We start from the raw sequence: 15,400 nt of genomic DNA on the forward strand, positions 1-15,400 counted from the left end.
CGTCAGAGGATCAGGATAGGAACCGGAATGAGCGGAATCGGAAAAACGGGGATCATCTTGGCAACTCTCTTAGCCGCTCTGGCAGCGCCAGCGGCGAACGCGGCCGATGCCAGGCGCATCCCCGCGGGTACGCTGCGCGACGGCACGGCGATCGAGGCGATCACGCTCAGCAACGCGCACGGCGTCTCCGCGCGCATCCTGTCCTATGGCGCGACGCTGCAATCGCTGATGGCGCCCGACCGGGCCGGCAAGGTCGCCGACGTCGTGCTCGGCTATGACGACCTCGCCTCTTATGTCGACCATCCCAATTTCTTCGGCGTGACGGTCGGACGCTTCGCAAACCGTATCGCCGGCGGCCGCTTCACACTCGACGGCAAGGCCTATCAGCTTCCGCTCAACGACAAGGTCAATTCGCTGCACGGCGGCGGCAAGGGTTTCGACAAGGTCGCGTGGAAAGTCCTGTCGATAAAGGATGGCCCGACCGCGACGCTCGTGCTCGGCCACCGCAGCGCGGATGGCGAGTCCGGCTATCCGGGCAACCTCGACGTCACCGTCACCTACACCCTCGACGAAGCGGGCAATCTGGGCATCGCCTATGATGCCAGGACCGACAAGCCGACGATCGTGAACATGACCAATCACGCGATCTTCGATCTTGGTGGCGAGGGATCGGCGATGGGCGCGAACGGCCACAGACTGACGATCCCCGCCAAGGCGATCACGCCCGTCGACGACAAGCTGATTCCGACCGGCGCGCTGCAGCCCGTCCAGGGGACCGTGTTCGACTTCCGCAACGGCCGGATCGTCGGCGAAGGGCTTCGCGACGGCCGTGACCAGCAGATCCGCTACGGCCACGGCTACGACCACAACTTCGCGCTCGACAAGGGCGTCACCGCCAAGCCCGAGCTGGCCGCGCGGCTCGAGGATCCTGCCTCGGGACGCGTGCTCGAAGTCCTGTCGACCGAGCCCGGCGTGCAATTCTACACCGGCAATTTTCTTGACGGGACGTTCATCGGCAAGCACGGCCATCTTTACCGGATGGGCGACGGTATCGCGCTGGAACCGCAGAAATTTCCGGACGCACCGAACAAGCCGAATTTCGTCTCCGCGCGCGTCGATCCGGGCAAGCCCTATCATCACGCTATGATCTACCGCGTCTCCGTCGCTCGCTGATATTCGACCTGCTCACCCCGGAAAGCCTCTCATGACCGACTTGCCCAAACTCCGCAGCCGCGCGTGGTTCGACAATCCCGAGAATATCGACATGACCGCGCTTTATCTGGAGCGCTATCTGAACTTCGGGTTGAGCCTGGAAGAACTGCGTTCGGGCAAGCCGATCATCGGCATCGCGCAGACCGGCAGCGACCTCAGCCCCTGCAACCGCCACCACCTCGTGCTCGCCGAACGGCTGCGCGAAGGCATTCGCGAGGCGGGCGGCATCGCGCTCGAATTCCCGGTCCACCCGATCCAGGAAACCGGCAAGCGACCGACCGCCGGGCTCGACCGCAACCTCGCCTATCTGGCGCTGGTCGAGGTGCTCTACGGCTATCCGCTCGACGGCGTCGTACTGACGATCGGCTGCGACAAGACGACGCCCGCCTGCCTGATGGCCGCCGCTACGGTCAACATTCCCGCGATCGCACTGTCGGTCGGGCCGATGCTCAATGGCTGGCACAAGGGCGAGCGGACCGGCTCGGGGACAATCGTGTGGAAGGCGCGCGAGCTGCTCGCGACCGGCGCGATCGACGATGAAGGCTTCATCAAGCTCGTCGCTTCGTCGGCGCCCTCGACCGGCTATTGCAACACGATGGGCACCGCGACGACGATGAATTCGCTCGCCGAGGCGCTCGGCATGCAGCTGCCCGGCTCGGCCGCGATTCCGGCGCCCTACCGCGACCGCCAGGAAGTCGCGTACAAGACCGGCAAGCGCATCGTCGACATGGTCGCCGAGGATCTGAAGCCCAGCGACATCCTGACCAGGGAGGCGTTCCACAACGCGATCGTCGTCAATTCGGCGATCGGCGGATCGACCAACGCGCCGATCCACCTCGCCGCGATCGCGCGCCACATCGGCGTCGACCTGCCGATCGACGACTGGCAGACGCACGGTCACAAGGTCCCGCTGATGGTCAACCTTCAGCCCGCCGGCGAGTATCTCGGCGAGGATTATTACCATGCCGGCGGGGTGCCAGCGGTGGTCGCCGAGCTGATGAAGCAGGGCCTGATCCACGAAGACGCGATGACCGCCAACGGCAAGAGCATCGGCGACAATTGCCGCACCGCGACGATCGAGGACGAGCGCGTCATCCGCCCGTTCGCGACCCCGCTGCTGGAGGATGCCGGCTTCATCGTGCTCCGCGGTAACCTGTTCGACAGCGCGATCATGAAGACGAGCGTCATCTCGCCGGAATTCCGCGAACGCTATCTCAGCAATCCGGACGATCCCGAAGCGTTCGAAGGCCCCGCGGTCGTGTTCGACGGCCCCGAGGATTACCACCACCGGATCGACGATCCGTCGCTCGGCATCACCACCGATACGCTGCTGTTCATGCGCGGTGCCGGCCCGATCGGCTATCCGGGTGCCGCCGAAGTCGTCAACATGCGTCCGCCCGCTTATCTCATCCGCGAAGGCGTCCACGCGCTTCCCTGCATCGGCGACGGTCGCCAGTCGGGCACGTCTGGCTCGCCGTCGATCCTCAATGCCAGCCCCGAGGCGGCGGCAATGGGCGGCCTCGCGCTGATCCGCACCGGCGACCGGGTTCGCATCGATCTCGGCAAGGGCAGCGCCGATGTCCTGATCTCCGATGAGGAACTCGCCGAGCGGCGCCGCACGCTGACTGCGGCGGGCGGCTATGCCTTCCCGCGCTCGCAGACGCCGTGGCAGGAAATTCAGCGCGCCACGGTCGGCCAGATGGAAACCGGTGCCATCCTCGAAGGTGCGGAGAAATACCAGCGCATCGCCCAGACGATGGGCCTGCCGCGCGACAACCACTAGGTCTGAGCCGCCGGGTCGCGCACGCCGCGCGGCCCGGCGGGCGCGAACAAATTCCTTGCATGGCTCGCTATTTTGCATTGCAGCATGGGCTGACATGATTACTTAGCACGCTAATGACCTCCCCCCGCGCCGTGCTCGAATCCTCCTATGCCCGAACCCTCCTGCCGCTCGCGCGCAGCTGGCGGCAGGCGGCCGACCACGCGCTCCGCGACATGGGGGTGTCGGCATCGACCGGCTGGGCGCTCGTTCAGGTCGGGCGGCTGGGCGACGATGTACGGCAGATCGATCTCGCCTGTAAGCTCGACGTAACACAGGCATCGCTGGTGCGCTCGATCGACCAGATGACCGCCGCCGGGCTTGTCGAGCGCCACCGCGATCCCGCCGATGCGCGGGTCAGCCGGATCCGCCTGACGCCGCACGGACGAAAGCTTGTCACCACGATCGAGGCCAAGTTCGCGACGCTACGCCATGCGATGCTCGAGGGTGTGCCGGACGACGATCTCGCCACCGCGCTACGCGTTGCGGAACGGCTTGGCGCGCGGTTTGTGGCAGATCGTGGACGATGACGCTGTCCCGGTTCGGGGGGAAGGAGGCGCTCTTCTCGGTCAAATGCTTCGTCGCCGCGATCCTCGCTTATTACATCGCGCTACGGATCGGTCTGACCCGGCCCTATTGGGCGGTGACGACGTCCTATATCGTCGCGCAGCCGCTGGCCGGCGCGGTGTTGTCGAAGGCAGTGTTCCGGGTCGCGGGCACCGTGCTCGGCGCGATTGCCGCGGTCGTGCTCGTGCCGAACCTCGTCAACGCGCCCGAACTCCTGTCGCTAGGCCTCGCGCTGTGGCTTGGGCTGTGCCTCTACATCTCGCTGCTCGACCGGACGCCGCGGGCCTATGTGTTCCTGCTCGCGGGCTATACCGCCAGCATCATCGGGTTTCCGTCGGTTGCGGCGCCGGGCGCGGTCTTCACCATCGCTGCGCTGCGGGTGCAGGAGATCACGATCGGTATCCTGTGCGGCAGTCTGATCCACGGCCTCGTCTTCCCGCAGACCGTCACCGCCGTGCTGCTCGGCCGGATCGACGCGATCCTTGCCGATGCGGAACGCTGGTCGCGCGATTCGCTTGCGGGGGAAAACGATGCCGCGCTCGACCGGGACCGGCGGCGGCTGGCGCTCGATATCAACGAGTTGCACCAGCTTTCCATTCACTTGCCGTTCGACACCGCCCGGTTGCTCCCGCGCGTCCGGACGTTGCGCGCACTCCAGGCGGAGCTGTCGATGCTGTTGCCGCTGGCGAGTGCGATCGACGACCGGATCGTCGAGCTCAAGCGGGGCGCCGACATGCCGCGTCCCGAGGCGCTCGCGCTGATCGAGGACGTTCGCGAATGGCTGCGCGATCCCTCTTCGGCATCGGAACGCGGCGCTCACGCCGATGAGCTGATCGCCCGGGCCCGCGCGCTCGAACCCGCGCCCGGCAGCGCGCTGATCTGGCGTGACGCGTTGCGGCTGAGCCTGGTGGCGCGGCTCGGGGAACTGGTCGACGCGCATCGCAACGTGCGCGACCTGCGCGATCAGATGCGATCGCCGTCGCGCGCGCCGGTCACCCCCGCCGTCGCGCGACTGCTCGCACGCTCCGCCCGCAGACCGCTCCACCGCGATCGCGGCATCGCACTGCGGGCAGCCGCGGGCACGGTGATGACGATCCTGCTGGGCTGCGCCTTCTGGATCGGGACCGCATGGACCGACGGTGCGGGCGCGGTGCTGATCGCAGGGGTGTGCTGCGCCTTGTTCGGCAACAGCGACAACCCGGCGCCGGCGATCAAGGCGTTCTTCTATGGCACGATCCTCGGCCTGGTCGTGTCGGCCGTCTATGCGTTTGCGATCCTGCCGCGCGTGACCGACTTCGTGACGCTCGCCGCGGTGCTCGCCCCGCCGATGCTGATCGGGGGAATGTTCCTCGCGCGGCCGGCAACCTTGCTCGTCACGCTCGGTGCACTGCTTGGCGGACTCAACACGGTCGGGCTGAACGACCGGTTCGGCGGCGGGTTCGACCAGTTTATGAACGGCGCGATCGCGCAATTGATCGGGACGTTGTTCGCGGTCGTCACGGTCGGCCTGTTCCAGACGATCGGCGCGCAGACCAGCGCGCGACGGTTGCTCCGTGCCGGCTGGCGCGAACTGGCGACGCGCGCGGATTCGACCGGCCGGCCCGATACGGCGGGCTGGATCGCGCGGATGCTCGACCGGATCGGACTGCTCGCACCGCGGCTTGCACTGCAGGGCGAGGATCCCGGCAAGCCGCTGCTCGATGCGCTGACCGACCTGCGCGTCGGTGTGGCGGTCGGCGAACTCCGCCAGCTCCGGATCGACGGTCCGGTCGACGAGGCAGCGATGATCACGCCGGTGCTGCGCGGGGTCGGCACGCATTACCGCGCCCTACGCCCCAACCAGCCGGCGCCCCCCGAACCCGATCTGCTCGCGGGGATCGACCGCGCGTTGACCGGCTTCGCGTCGAGCATGCCCGAGCGCCACCGCACCAGCGTGCTCGCGCTCACCTCGTTGCGCCGCAACCTCTTTCCCTCGGCCCCCGCCTATACGGGCTCGCCGGAGATGCCTGCATGACCGGCGAGATCTCGATCGGCGGTGTCTATCTGCCGACCCTCCTCCTGCTTGCGGTCGCGGCGGTCGTGCTCACGGGCGTCGCCACCCGCCTGCTCGCCTTTGCCGGGGTGTACCGCGCGGTGACCTATCGTCCGCTGGTCGACCTGGCGCTGTTCATCCTCATCCTCGGGCTGCTTGCCCTGCTCACCGGACCCTCCGCATGACCTCGCCCCGTCTCAAGTCCCTGCTGGCCCCGCTCGGCCGTTCCGCCGTCACCTTGGTCATCGTCGCGCTCGCGGTGGTTGTCGCGCTGTGGCTGTGGAAACGCTATGAGAGCGATCCGTGGACGCGCGACGGGCATATCCGGGCCGACATCGTTCGCGTCACGCCCGATGTCGCGGGTCTCGTCACGCGCGTCGCGGTGCGGGACAACCAGACGGTCAAGCCCGGCGACGTGCTGTTCGTCGTCGATCGTCCGCGTTTCGAACTGACGCTCGCCCAGTCGGATGCCTCGATCGCGAGTGCGCGCGCGACGCTGCTGCAGGCACGGCGCGAGGCCCAGCGCGACCTCGCGCTGGGTGATCTGGTCGCCAAGGAAACGCACGAACAGAATGTCGCGCGCGTCGCCACCGCCTCGGCAACGCTCGCGCAGGCCCGGAGCGCGCGGTCGACCGCGGCGCTGAACCTCGCGCGGACGACGGTGCGGGCGACCGTGCACGGCATCGTCACCAATCTCGATCTCCATCCCGGCGACTATATCGCGGCGGGTGCACAAGCGATGGCGCTGATCGACACGGACTCGCTTCGCGTCGAGGGGTATTTCGAGGAAACCAAGCTCGGCAGCATCCATCTCGGCGACCCGGTGACCGTGCATTTGATGGGCGAAGCGCAGGCGTTGCACGGCCGCGTCGATAGCATCGCGGCAGGCATCAATGACAGCGAACGGACGAACACGACCAACCTGCTGCCCAATGTGAACCCGACGTTCAACTGGGTCCGCCTCGCACAGCGCATCCCGGTGCGCGTGAAGCTGGTGCAGGTGCCGAAGGGTGTCCCGCTTATCGTCGGGCGGACGGCGACGGTGACGGTGGAACCCAAACTTCAGTCGGGAGCGCCGGCGTGATGAGCACGCGTTTCTCGCCGATCAGCCGTTCCCCCACCCTCCGCGGTCTCGCCGCGAGTATCCTCGCGCTCGGCCTCGCCGCCTGCACCACCGCCGGCCCGGACTATGCGCGCCCCGACCACGCCGTCGCCGCGATGCCCGCCGCGCAGGGCGCGTTCGACAGCGGTCACGAGGCCGCGTTCGTCGATGCCCCCCTCCCCGATCGCTGGTGGCAGCTCTATGGCGATCCCCGGCTCGACGCGTTCGTCGCCGAGGCGCTGGCGGCGAACACCGATCTGCGCGCGGCCGATGCCAATCTCCGCCGCGCCGACGCGGTCGTTGCGGAGGTTGCCGCCGGGCGGACGCTGTCGACCACGCTCGGCGGCGGTACGTCGATCGACCGGCCCTATGCGAGCCGCGGCAACCTGCCCGGAACGCTTGACGCCAATCTCGGCATCACCCTCGCCTATCCGCTCGACCTGTCGGGGCGCATCCGGCGGGCGATCGAAGCCGCGCAGGGCGATGCGCAGGCGGTCGCCGCGGCGCGCGACGACGTCCGTGTGACCGTCGCTGCCGAAACCGCACGCAGCTATGCCGCGGTGTGCACGGCAAACATGGTGCTCGCCGCGAACAGCCGCGTCCTGGCCCTGCAGCGCCAGACGCTCGACGTCACGCGGCGCCTGCAGCGTGGCGGGCGCGGCACGGCGTTCGACGTCACGCGGGCAAGGACCGCGGTCGACCAGAGCGAGGCGTTGATCCCGTCACAGGTCGCGACGCGCACCGCCGCGCTCTACCGGCTGGCGACGCTGATGGGTCGCGCACCCGCCGCCTATCCCGCCGAAGTCGCGACCTGCGCGAAGCCCCCCGCGCTGACCCGGCCGCTGCCGATCGGCGACGGCGCCGCGCTGATCCGCCGCCGGCCCGATATCCGTCAGGCCGAACGCGCTCTGGCCGCAGCGACCGCGCGGATCGGCATCGCCACCGCAGACCTCTATCCGCAGGTCAGCCTGGGGGGATCCGCCGGGTTCACCGGGCCGGTCTCGACGCTGGGATCCACTAGCGCGTTTCACCTGGGGCTCGGCCCGCTCATCAGCTGGAGCTTTCCGAACCGCCCGGTCGTCCGTGCACGAATAGCGCAGGCCGGCGCTGCGGCGGATCAGGCACTGGCGCAGTTCGACTCGACGACGCTGGAGGCGTTGCGCGAAACCGAGACCGCGCTGTCCGCCTATGCGCGCGAAGGCGACCGCAACGCCGCGCTGTCGCGAGCGCAGGCGAGCGCTGCGACCGCCGCCGGCCAGGCGGGCACGCTCTATCGCTTTGGCCGAACCGATTTCCTGTCGCTGCTGACCGCGCAGGCGGCCCTGACCACGGCCCAGGCCAACCTCGCCGCGTCCGACGCGTTGTTGATCGATCGTCAGGTCGATGTCTTCAGGGCGCTGGGCGGCGGGTGGCAGGCATGAGGCTTCGCCGGCGGGGGCTCGCCGCGATCAACAGCGAAGTCCGCGACGGCATCGTCCCGGCCGCCGACACGATCGCCCGGGTCCCGCGCGACGCCGGAGCGCCCCCGCACACGCCGAGCAACTACCGCGTCACCGCGCTGATCATCGCCTGCGCGCTGTTCATGGAGCAGATGGATTCCACCGTGCTCGCGACGGCGTTGCCGACTATGGCGCGCGATTTCGGCGTGCCCGCGACGAGCATGGGATCGGCACTCACTTCCTATCTGCTCGCGCTGGCGATCTTCATTCCGGCGAGCGGGCGGCTTGCCGACAGGTTCGGCTCGCGCACCGTGTTCCGGGCCGCGATCCTGATCTTCGTCGGCGGTTCGATCCTGTGCGGTCAGGCGACCAGCCTGTCGTTCATGATGGGCGCACGGTTCCTGCAGGGTCTGGGCGGTGCGATGATGATCCCGATCGGGCGTCTCGTCCTGCTCCGCAGCGTGGCCAAGGAAGACATGGTACAGGCCATGTCGTGGCTGATCATGCCCGCGCTGATCGGTCCGATCCTCGGGCCGCCGGTCGGGGGCGCGATCGTCACCTATCTGGACTGGCGCTGGATCTTCTACCTCAACATCCCGATCGGCATGCTCGGCGTGATGCTCGTCACCCGCTATATCGGTGATGTGCGCGAGGATCGGCCAGCACGCTTCGACGTCCCCGGCTTCATCCTGTCGGGCGTGTCGCTCGGCTGCCTGTTGTTCGGGTTCGAGATGACCAGCCGCACGGGCGAACTGACGCAGGCCGTCGGGCTCATCGCGATCGGCCTGGTCGCGGGCGCCGCCTATATCCGCCATGCCAGACGCCGCAGCGATCCGATCCTGGACCTGTCGCTGATGCGGATCCCGACCTTCCGCCTGTCAGTGATCGGCGGATCGCTGACGCGGATCACGCAAGGCGCCCAGCCGTTCCTGTTGCCGATGATGCTCCAGCTCGGGTTCGGCATGACCGCGGCGGCGAGCGGCGCGTTCACGATCGCCGGGGCGATCGGTTCGCTGATGATGAAGAGCCTTGCCCCCCGCGTGCTGCGACGGTTCGGATTCCGCAACAGCCTGATCGTCGGCGGCCTGTGTTCGAGCGGCGGCTATGCGGTGTGCGGGCTGTTCCGCCCCGACTGGCCCATCCCCGTCATCTTCGGCGTCCTGATGCTCTCCGGCTTCTTCATGTCGTTCCAGTTCTCCGCCTACAACACGATCGCATATGACGAGATTCCCTCGTCACGGATGAGCAGCGCGACCAGTTTCTACGCGACGTTCCAGCAGCTCATGCTCTCGCTCGGCATCTGCGTCGGCGCGGCCGCGTTGCATGTCGGCATGCTCGGATCGGGCACGACACGCCCGGTGCTCGCCGATTTCACCCTCGCCTTCTTGGTCGTGACGGCGGTGTCGGCGGCCGCGACGATCTGGAACCGCCGCTTTGCCGCCGATGCCGGATCGGATCTCAGCGGCCACCGGCATGCGGCTGCGCGACCGAGAATGGCCGCGGACCAATAGCCTCTCCCGACACGGCGGCGCGACGATCACCCCCGGAGGCGTTCCGCGAGAAAGTCGACGAACACCCGGACACGCGCCGGCGTGTTGCTACCGCCGACGAAGAGCGCGTGGATATGTTCGACGTCGCCCGGATTATACGCCTCGAAGAGCGGGACGAGACGGCCCGCGGCGATATCGTCGACGACGCTGAACGCACCGACGCGCGCGATCCCGACGCCCGCGGCGGCCAGCTGCCCCAATGTTTCGCCGTTATTGGCTTCGATATTGCCGGTCACGACGAGCGCCATGTCCGCCCCATCGACACGGAACGGCCAGACGGGTTCGACCCGCCGGAAGTTGAAGTTCAGGCAATTGTGCCGGTGCAAGTCCTCGGGCCGGGTCGGGGTACCACGCCGCGCCAGATAGTCGGGTGCCGCGACAATTACCCGACAGCTCTCGCCGAGTTTTCTGGCGGTCAACAGGCTGTCGACCAGCGGCCCGAAGCGGATCGCGACGTCCGCCTGCCCCGCCGCAACGTCGACGATCGTGTCGGTCAACGCGATATCGACGAAGATATGCGGATAGGCCTCGGCAAAATCGCCGAGCAGCGGAACGACGCACAACCGCCCGTGCGACAGAGCGGCACTGATCCGCAGCCGTCCCCGGGGCGCGCCCTGATCAGCGATCTGCTGTTCGGCATCGTCGAGGTCGGCCAGGATCCGGCGCGCCGTCTGGAGATAGGCCTGCCCTTCGGCCGTCGGGGTCAGCGCACGGGTCGACCGCAGGAGCAGCCGGACGCCGAGCCGAGCCTCGATCCGGTCGATCGCCCGCGCCACCGCAGACGGCGTCAGTCCGAGCACGCGTCCCGCCCCCGAGAAGCTTCCCTCGCGCATGACCACGGCGAAGATCTCAAGCGCGCGGGCCCGATCAGCCCCCATTCCCGTCTTTGCGTTCAAGTCAAAGGTCCTTCGTGGCGATACCGCCTAATCGGCCCGTACACTTCGCCCTATCTATGCGTCTAAATCGCAGCCGGGTACACCGCGATCGGGATCAAAATTATGGACTATCGCCAATTGGGATCGTCGGGCCTGCGGGTGCCGGCATTGAGCTTCGGAACTGGCACCTTTGGCGGAACGGGTCCGCTGTTCGGCGCATGGGGATGCAGCGACGCCGTCGAAGCCCGACGACTGGTTGACCTGTGCATCGATGCCGGGATCACCCTGTTCGACACCGCCGATGTCTATTCGCACGGCGCGTCCGAAACGGTGCTCGGCAGCGCGATCAAGGGGCGGCGTGATCAGGTGCTGATCTCGACCAAGACCGGCCTGCCGATGGGGGACGGGCCACAGGACTGGGGCACGTCGCGCGCCCGGCTGATCCGTGCGGTCGAGGAGTCGCTGCAACGTCTCGGCACCGACCATATCGACCTGTTGCAGCTTCACGCCTTCGACGCATCGACCCCGACCGAGGAGGTGATGGCCACGCTCGACCAGCTCATCGCGGCGGGCAAGGTTCGTTATGCCGGGATATCCAATTATCCCGGGTGGCAGGTGATGAAGGCGCAGAACCTGGCCGACCGCCATGGCTGGTCCCGGCTCGTCGCGCATCAGGTCTATTATTCGCTCGTCGGTCGTGCGTACGAAGCAGACCTCATGCCGGTCGGCGCCGACCAGGGCATCGGCGCGCTCGTCTGGAGCCCGCTCGGCTGGGGCAGGCTGACGGGCAAGATCGGCCGGGATCGACCCGTTCCCGCTGGCAGCCGGCTTCACCACACGGAGCAATTCGCGCCGCCCGTCGACGCCGAGTTGCTCTACCGCGTGGTCGATGCACTCGAGGTGATCGCGGCCGAAACGGGCAAGACCGTGCCGCAGATCGCGATCAACTGGCTGCTCCGTCGGCCGACCGTCGCGTCGGTCATCATCGGCGCACGTACCGAGGCGCAGCTGCGCGACAATATCGGTGCGGTCGGCTGGGCCTTGTCGGTCGAGCAGGTCGCCGCGCTCGATGCCGCCAGCGCGGTTCTGCCGCCCTATCCGCACACCCCCTATCGTCAGCAGGAGGGTTTCGCCCGGCTGAACCCGGCGATGGTCTGACCCACCCACGTCATCAGGAATACAACGATGAAATTGAACCCTGGGCTTCTGGCCCTGTCCGTCGGCGCGTTCGGCATCGGCGTGACCGAATTCGCCCCCATGGGCCTGCTCCCCGTCATCGCCGGCGATCTTGGCGTTTCGATCCCGACCGCGGGCCTGCTCATCAGTGCCTATGCGCTCGGCGTGGTCATCGGCGCGCCGCTGATGACGCTGACGACCGGGCGCGTGCCGCGCCGGACGCTGCTGATCGTGCTCGCGGGCATCTTCACGATCGGCAACCTGCTCGCCGCGATGTCGACGGGGTACGGCATGCTGATGGCCGCGCGGATCCTGACGTCGTTCAACCACGGCGCGTTCTTCGGGGTCGGGGCGATCGTCGCCGCCAGTCTTGTGCCGCCCGAACGCCGGGCCGGTGCGGTCGCAGCGATGTTCATGGGGCTGGCCATCGCCAACGTCGTCGGCGTCCCGCTCGCGACATGGGCGGGCGATCACCTCGGCTGGCGCGCATCGTTCTGGGGCATTTCGGTGCTCGGCTTCGCGACGATGGCGGCGCTTCGGCTGACGCTTCCCGTGCTGCCCGCGCCGACCGGCACCGACCCGAAGGCCGAACTGCGCGTCCTCACGCGCGGGCCGGTGCTGGGTGCGCTCGGCCTGACGGTCGTCGGCGCCAGCGCGATGTTCACCGTCTTCACCTATATCACGCCGATCCTGCGCGAGGTGACGCACGCGTCGCTTGGCTATGTCACCGCGATGCTGGTGACCTACGGCGTGGGGCTGACGGTCGGCAACTGGCTCGGCGGGCGGTTCGCCGATCGCTCGGTCGACCGGACGCTGGTCGTGACGCTTGCGCTGCTGACCGCGATCCTGGTCGCCTTCGCCGTGCTGATGCCGTTCAAGGTGCCGACCGCGATCCTCATCTTCCTGTGGGGTGTCGCCAGCTTCGCGCTCGTCCCCCCGCTTCAGGTCCGCGTCATGCACGCCGCCGCCGACGCGCCGAACCTCGCCTCGGCGATGAACATCGGTGCGTTCAACCTGGGCAACGCGATCGGCGCAGCGCTTGGCGGCGGCGTCATCGCGGCAGGCCTCGGCTATCCGATGGTCGCGCTTGCGGGTGCCGGGGCGTCGGCGCTGGGACTGGTCGCGGTCGTGGTCAGCGTCCGCCGCCGCGCGACAGCCCCCGCGCCGTCGACTATTTCCCCCGGCTGTCGAGCGTCTGCGCCGGCAGATGCACGGTGACCGTCTGCGCGATGCTCACCGCGGAGTCGGCCAGCATGACCTGATAGTCGCCCTCCGCGATCTTCCACGTCGCGGTTGCCGTATCGAAGGTCGCGAGCAGGCGCGGGTCGATCATCGTCGCCACCGACTGGCTCGCCCCCGGTGCCAGATCGACCTTCTTGAACGCGCCGAGCCGTTTGGGCGCTTCCCAGCCCGGCGCCGCGACATAGACCTGAGCGACGGTCTTGCCTGCGACAGACCCGGTGTTGCGGACCGCGAACGTCGCGGCGATGCCCTTGCCCTTTGCGTCGGCCTTCAGACCGCCGAGTGCGAACCGGGTATAGGACAGGCCGTAGCCGAACGGGAACAGCGGCTTGCGGCCGGTCTTGTCGAACCACTTATAGCCGATGGCGGCGCCTTCGATGTCGTAATTGCCCATCGGATGTGCGTCGCGGTCGAGCTTCGGGTCGCCTTCCAGAACCGGGCGCGGCAGTTGCGACAGCGACGCGGGGAAGGTCGCGGGAAGGCGACCCGACGGATTGACCTCGCCGGTCAGAATGCGCGCGATCGCCTCGCCGCCCGCCGTGCCCGGATACCAGGCCTCGATCACCGCGCCGACCTTCGACAGCCACGGCATGACAACCGGGCCGCCCGTCTCGAGCACCACGACGGTCTTGCGGTTGGCGCGGGCGACCGCGTCGATCAGGGCATTCTGCGCATCGGGCAACGCCAGATCGGGGACGTCGATCGACTCACCGGTCCACTGTTCGCCAAAGACGATCACGATATCGGCCTTGCGCGCCGCCGCTGCGGCCGCGCGCGGATCCTTGCCGTCGAGATAGGTGACGCGGGCACCGGTGCGGGCCTGCAGCGCGGTCATGGGCGACGATGCGTGATAGGTCTTGGGGCCGGGAAAGCCCTTGTTGAACTCGTCCGGCACGATCAGGCCGCTGGTCGGCGCGTTGGGCGAATAGACCTGTGACGATCCGCCGCCCGACAAAACGCCGACATCGGCATGCGCACCAATGAGCAGGATCGACTTCGCCGTTTTCGCCAGGGGCAGCAGATTGGCGTCGTTCTTCAGCAGGACGATGCCCTCCTCGGCATCGCTGCGCGTGACCGCCGCGTGCGCGGCATAGTCGATCGTCGTCGCGCGATCGCCGCGGACCGGCGTGTCGAATGCGCCCACCGAGAACATCCCCCACAGCACGCGTCGGGCCATGTCATCGGCACGCGCCGTGCTGACATGGCCGTTATTGACCGCCTCGCGCAGCGCTTCGGAGAAATAGGGCGACCGATCGAACGCCCAGCCCGACTGCTGGTCGAGCCCGGCATTGGCGGCTTCCGTCGTCGAATGGGCAGCTCCCCAGTCCGACATCACATAGCCCTTGAACCCCCAGTCCTTCTTCAGGACCGTGTTCAGCAGCCAGTTGTTCTCGCACGCGTAGTGGCCGTTGACGCGGTTGTAAGAGCACATCACCGAACCCGGCTGGCCGATCTCGTTGGCGATCTGGAACGCCAGCAGATCCGACTGGCGCGCCGCCTGTTCGCCGATCCGGTGATCGATCGTGAAGCGGTTGGTCTCCTGCCCGTTGAACGCGTAATGCTTCATCGTCGAGACGACATGCTCGGACTGGATTCCCTTGATCGCATGCCCCGTCATGACGCCCGCGAGCAGCGGATCCTCGCCACCATATTCGAAATTGCGGCCGTTCCGGGGTTCGCGCAGCAGGTTCATGCCGCCCGCCAGCTGCACGTTGAAGCCCGACAGGAACGCCTCGTTGCCGATCATCGCGCCACCGGCTTCGGCGAGCGCCGGGTTCCACGTCGCCGCGGTCAATATTCCCGATGGCAACGACGTCCGCAGCCGCGGGGTTGCGCTGCGCTGGCTGGCGACACCGACGCCCGCATCGGTCTGCCACTGGCTCGGGATACCCAGCCGCGCGATGCCCGGAACGATGCCGGCAGATCCCGGCAAGCCGTCCTTCGGAAACTCCCAGTTCTTGGTCGGCGTCTTGAGCCAGGCGGCATCGGTCGAGAAATAGCCGAAGGTCAGTTGCAGCTTCTCGTCGAGCGTCATCTCCTTGAGGATGAGATCGGCGCGGGCGGACGGATCGAGACCCGCATCCATCCATGGCCGCGCGACTGGCGCATCGGTCTTCGCCGCCGCCGCCGTGGGCGCGTTGTTCGTCGTCTGCGCCAGCGCGGGCGAAACCCCAATTACACCGACCAGCACCGCGCTGCGCAGCAAGACGTTCAGGAGCGATCGGGTACCGCGCGTCATCATCACATTTCTCTCTCTCTACATGCCGTCTCTAGACGGGCGGCGCATGCCGTCCCGCCTAGTCTCGTTTCGCCCGATCTAGCCCGGCATTCGTTGCGGCGTCCAGATGCCCGCCGCGACTGTTCAGACCCGAAGGGATTTCGCGTC

General features: G+C 67.8%; 12 protein-coding genes. 10 read left to right on the top strand and 2 right to left on the bottom strand.

Annotation, left to right across the window (positions count from 1 at the left end):
* Positions 1-27: 27 nt before the first annotated feature.
* The 8 genes from ASE89_RS09120 (at position 28) to ASE89_RS09155 (ending at position 9,682) form a co-directional block, all read left to right on the top strand.
* Positions 28-1,173, top strand: a complete 1,146-nt coding sequence (locus ASE89_RS09120) for an aldose epimerase family protein (RefSeq protein ID WP_056676306.1) — start codon at positions 28-30, stop codon at positions 1,171-1,173.
* Positions 1,174-1,204: 31 nt separating this feature from the next.
* On the top strand, positions 1,205-2,995 hold the full coding sequence (locus ASE89_RS09125) for an IlvD/Edd family dehydratase (protein ID WP_056676310.1): 1,791 nt from the start codon (positions 1,205-1,207) through the stop codon (positions 2,993-2,995).
* A 113-nt stretch (positions 2,996-3,108) separates the two neighbouring features.
* On the top strand, positions 3,109-3,561 hold the full coding sequence (locus tag ASE89_RS09130; RefSeq protein ID WP_056676312.1) for a MarR family winged helix-turn-helix transcriptional regulator: 453 nt from the start codon (positions 3,109-3,111) through the stop codon (positions 3,559-3,561).
* A complete protein-coding gene (locus ASE89_RS09135) occupies positions 3,558-5,612 on the top strand; it encodes an FUSC family protein (RefSeq protein WP_056676316.1) in 2,055 nt (684 codons plus the stop codon). Before ASE89_RS09130 ends, ASE89_RS09135 begins: the two co-directional genes overlap by 4 nt.
* Positions 5,609-5,815: a DUF1656 domain-containing protein gene (locus ASE89_RS09140; RefSeq protein WP_031394920.1), complete on the top strand. Its 207-nt coding sequence runs from the start codon at positions 5,609-5,611 to the stop codon at positions 5,813-5,815. The genes ASE89_RS09135 and ASE89_RS09140 overlap by 4 nt, the downstream gene beginning before the upstream one ends.
* Positions 5,812-6,714: an efflux RND transporter periplasmic adaptor subunit gene (locus ASE89_RS09145; protein ID WP_056407578.1), complete on the top strand. Its 903-nt coding sequence runs from the start codon at positions 5,812-5,814 to the stop codon at positions 6,712-6,714. Before ASE89_RS09140 ends, ASE89_RS09145 begins: the two co-directional genes overlap by 4 nt.
* Positions 6,714-8,153, top strand: a complete 1,440-nt coding sequence (locus ASE89_RS09150; protein WP_056676319.1) for an efflux transporter outer membrane subunit — start codon at positions 6,714-6,716, stop codon at positions 8,151-8,153. Before ASE89_RS09145 ends, ASE89_RS09150 begins: the two co-directional genes overlap by 1 nt.
* Positions 8,150-9,682 (top strand): MFS transporter, encoded by a 1,533-nt coding sequence (locus tag ASE89_RS09155; protein ID WP_201781525.1) that lies wholly within the window; start codon positions 8,150-8,152, stop codon positions 9,680-9,682. Before ASE89_RS09150 ends, ASE89_RS09155 begins: the two co-directional genes overlap by 4 nt.
* 26 nt (positions 9,683-9,708) lie before the next feature.
* Here the strand turns inward: ASE89_RS09155 and ASE89_RS09160 are convergent, their stop codons facing one another.
* Entirely contained in the window at positions 9,709-10,599 is an 891-nt protein-coding gene (locus ASE89_RS09160; RefSeq protein ID WP_156363385.1) for a LysR family transcriptional regulator, read from the bottom strand.
* 120 nt (positions 10,600-10,719) lie between these two features.
* On the opposite strand from ASE89_RS09160, the gene ASE89_RS09165 reads away from it, so the two are divergent.
* Together ASE89_RS09165 and ASE89_RS09170 are read left to right on the top strand one after the other, a co-directional pair.
* A complete protein-coding gene (locus ASE89_RS09165) occupies positions 10,720-11,754 on the top strand; it encodes an aldo/keto reductase (protein WP_056676329.1) in 1,035 nt (344 codons plus the stop codon).
* Between the two features lie 27 nt (positions 11,755-11,781).
* Complete coding sequence (locus ASE89_RS09170) at positions 11,782-12,990, top strand: MFS transporter (protein WP_056676332.1); 1,209 nt, start codon at positions 11,782-11,784, stop codon at positions 12,988-12,990.
* On the opposite strand, the gene ASE89_RS09175 is transcribed toward ASE89_RS09170, so the two are convergent.
* Positions 12,944-15,253: a glycoside hydrolase family 3 C-terminal domain-containing protein gene (locus tag ASE89_RS09175; RefSeq protein WP_056676539.1), complete on the bottom strand. Its 2,310-nt coding sequence runs from the start codon at positions 15,251-15,253 to the stop codon at positions 12,944-12,946. The two genes, ASE89_RS09170 and ASE89_RS09175, sit on opposite strands and share 47 nt — an antisense overlap.
* Positions 15,254-15,400 lie beyond the last annotated feature (147 nt).

The sequence above is a fragment of the Sphingomonas sp. Leaf30 genome, from assembly GCF_001422525.1.
Taxonomy (GTDB): Bacteria; Pseudomonadota; Alphaproteobacteria; order Sphingomonadales; family Sphingomonadaceae; genus Sphingomonas; species Sphingomonas aerolata.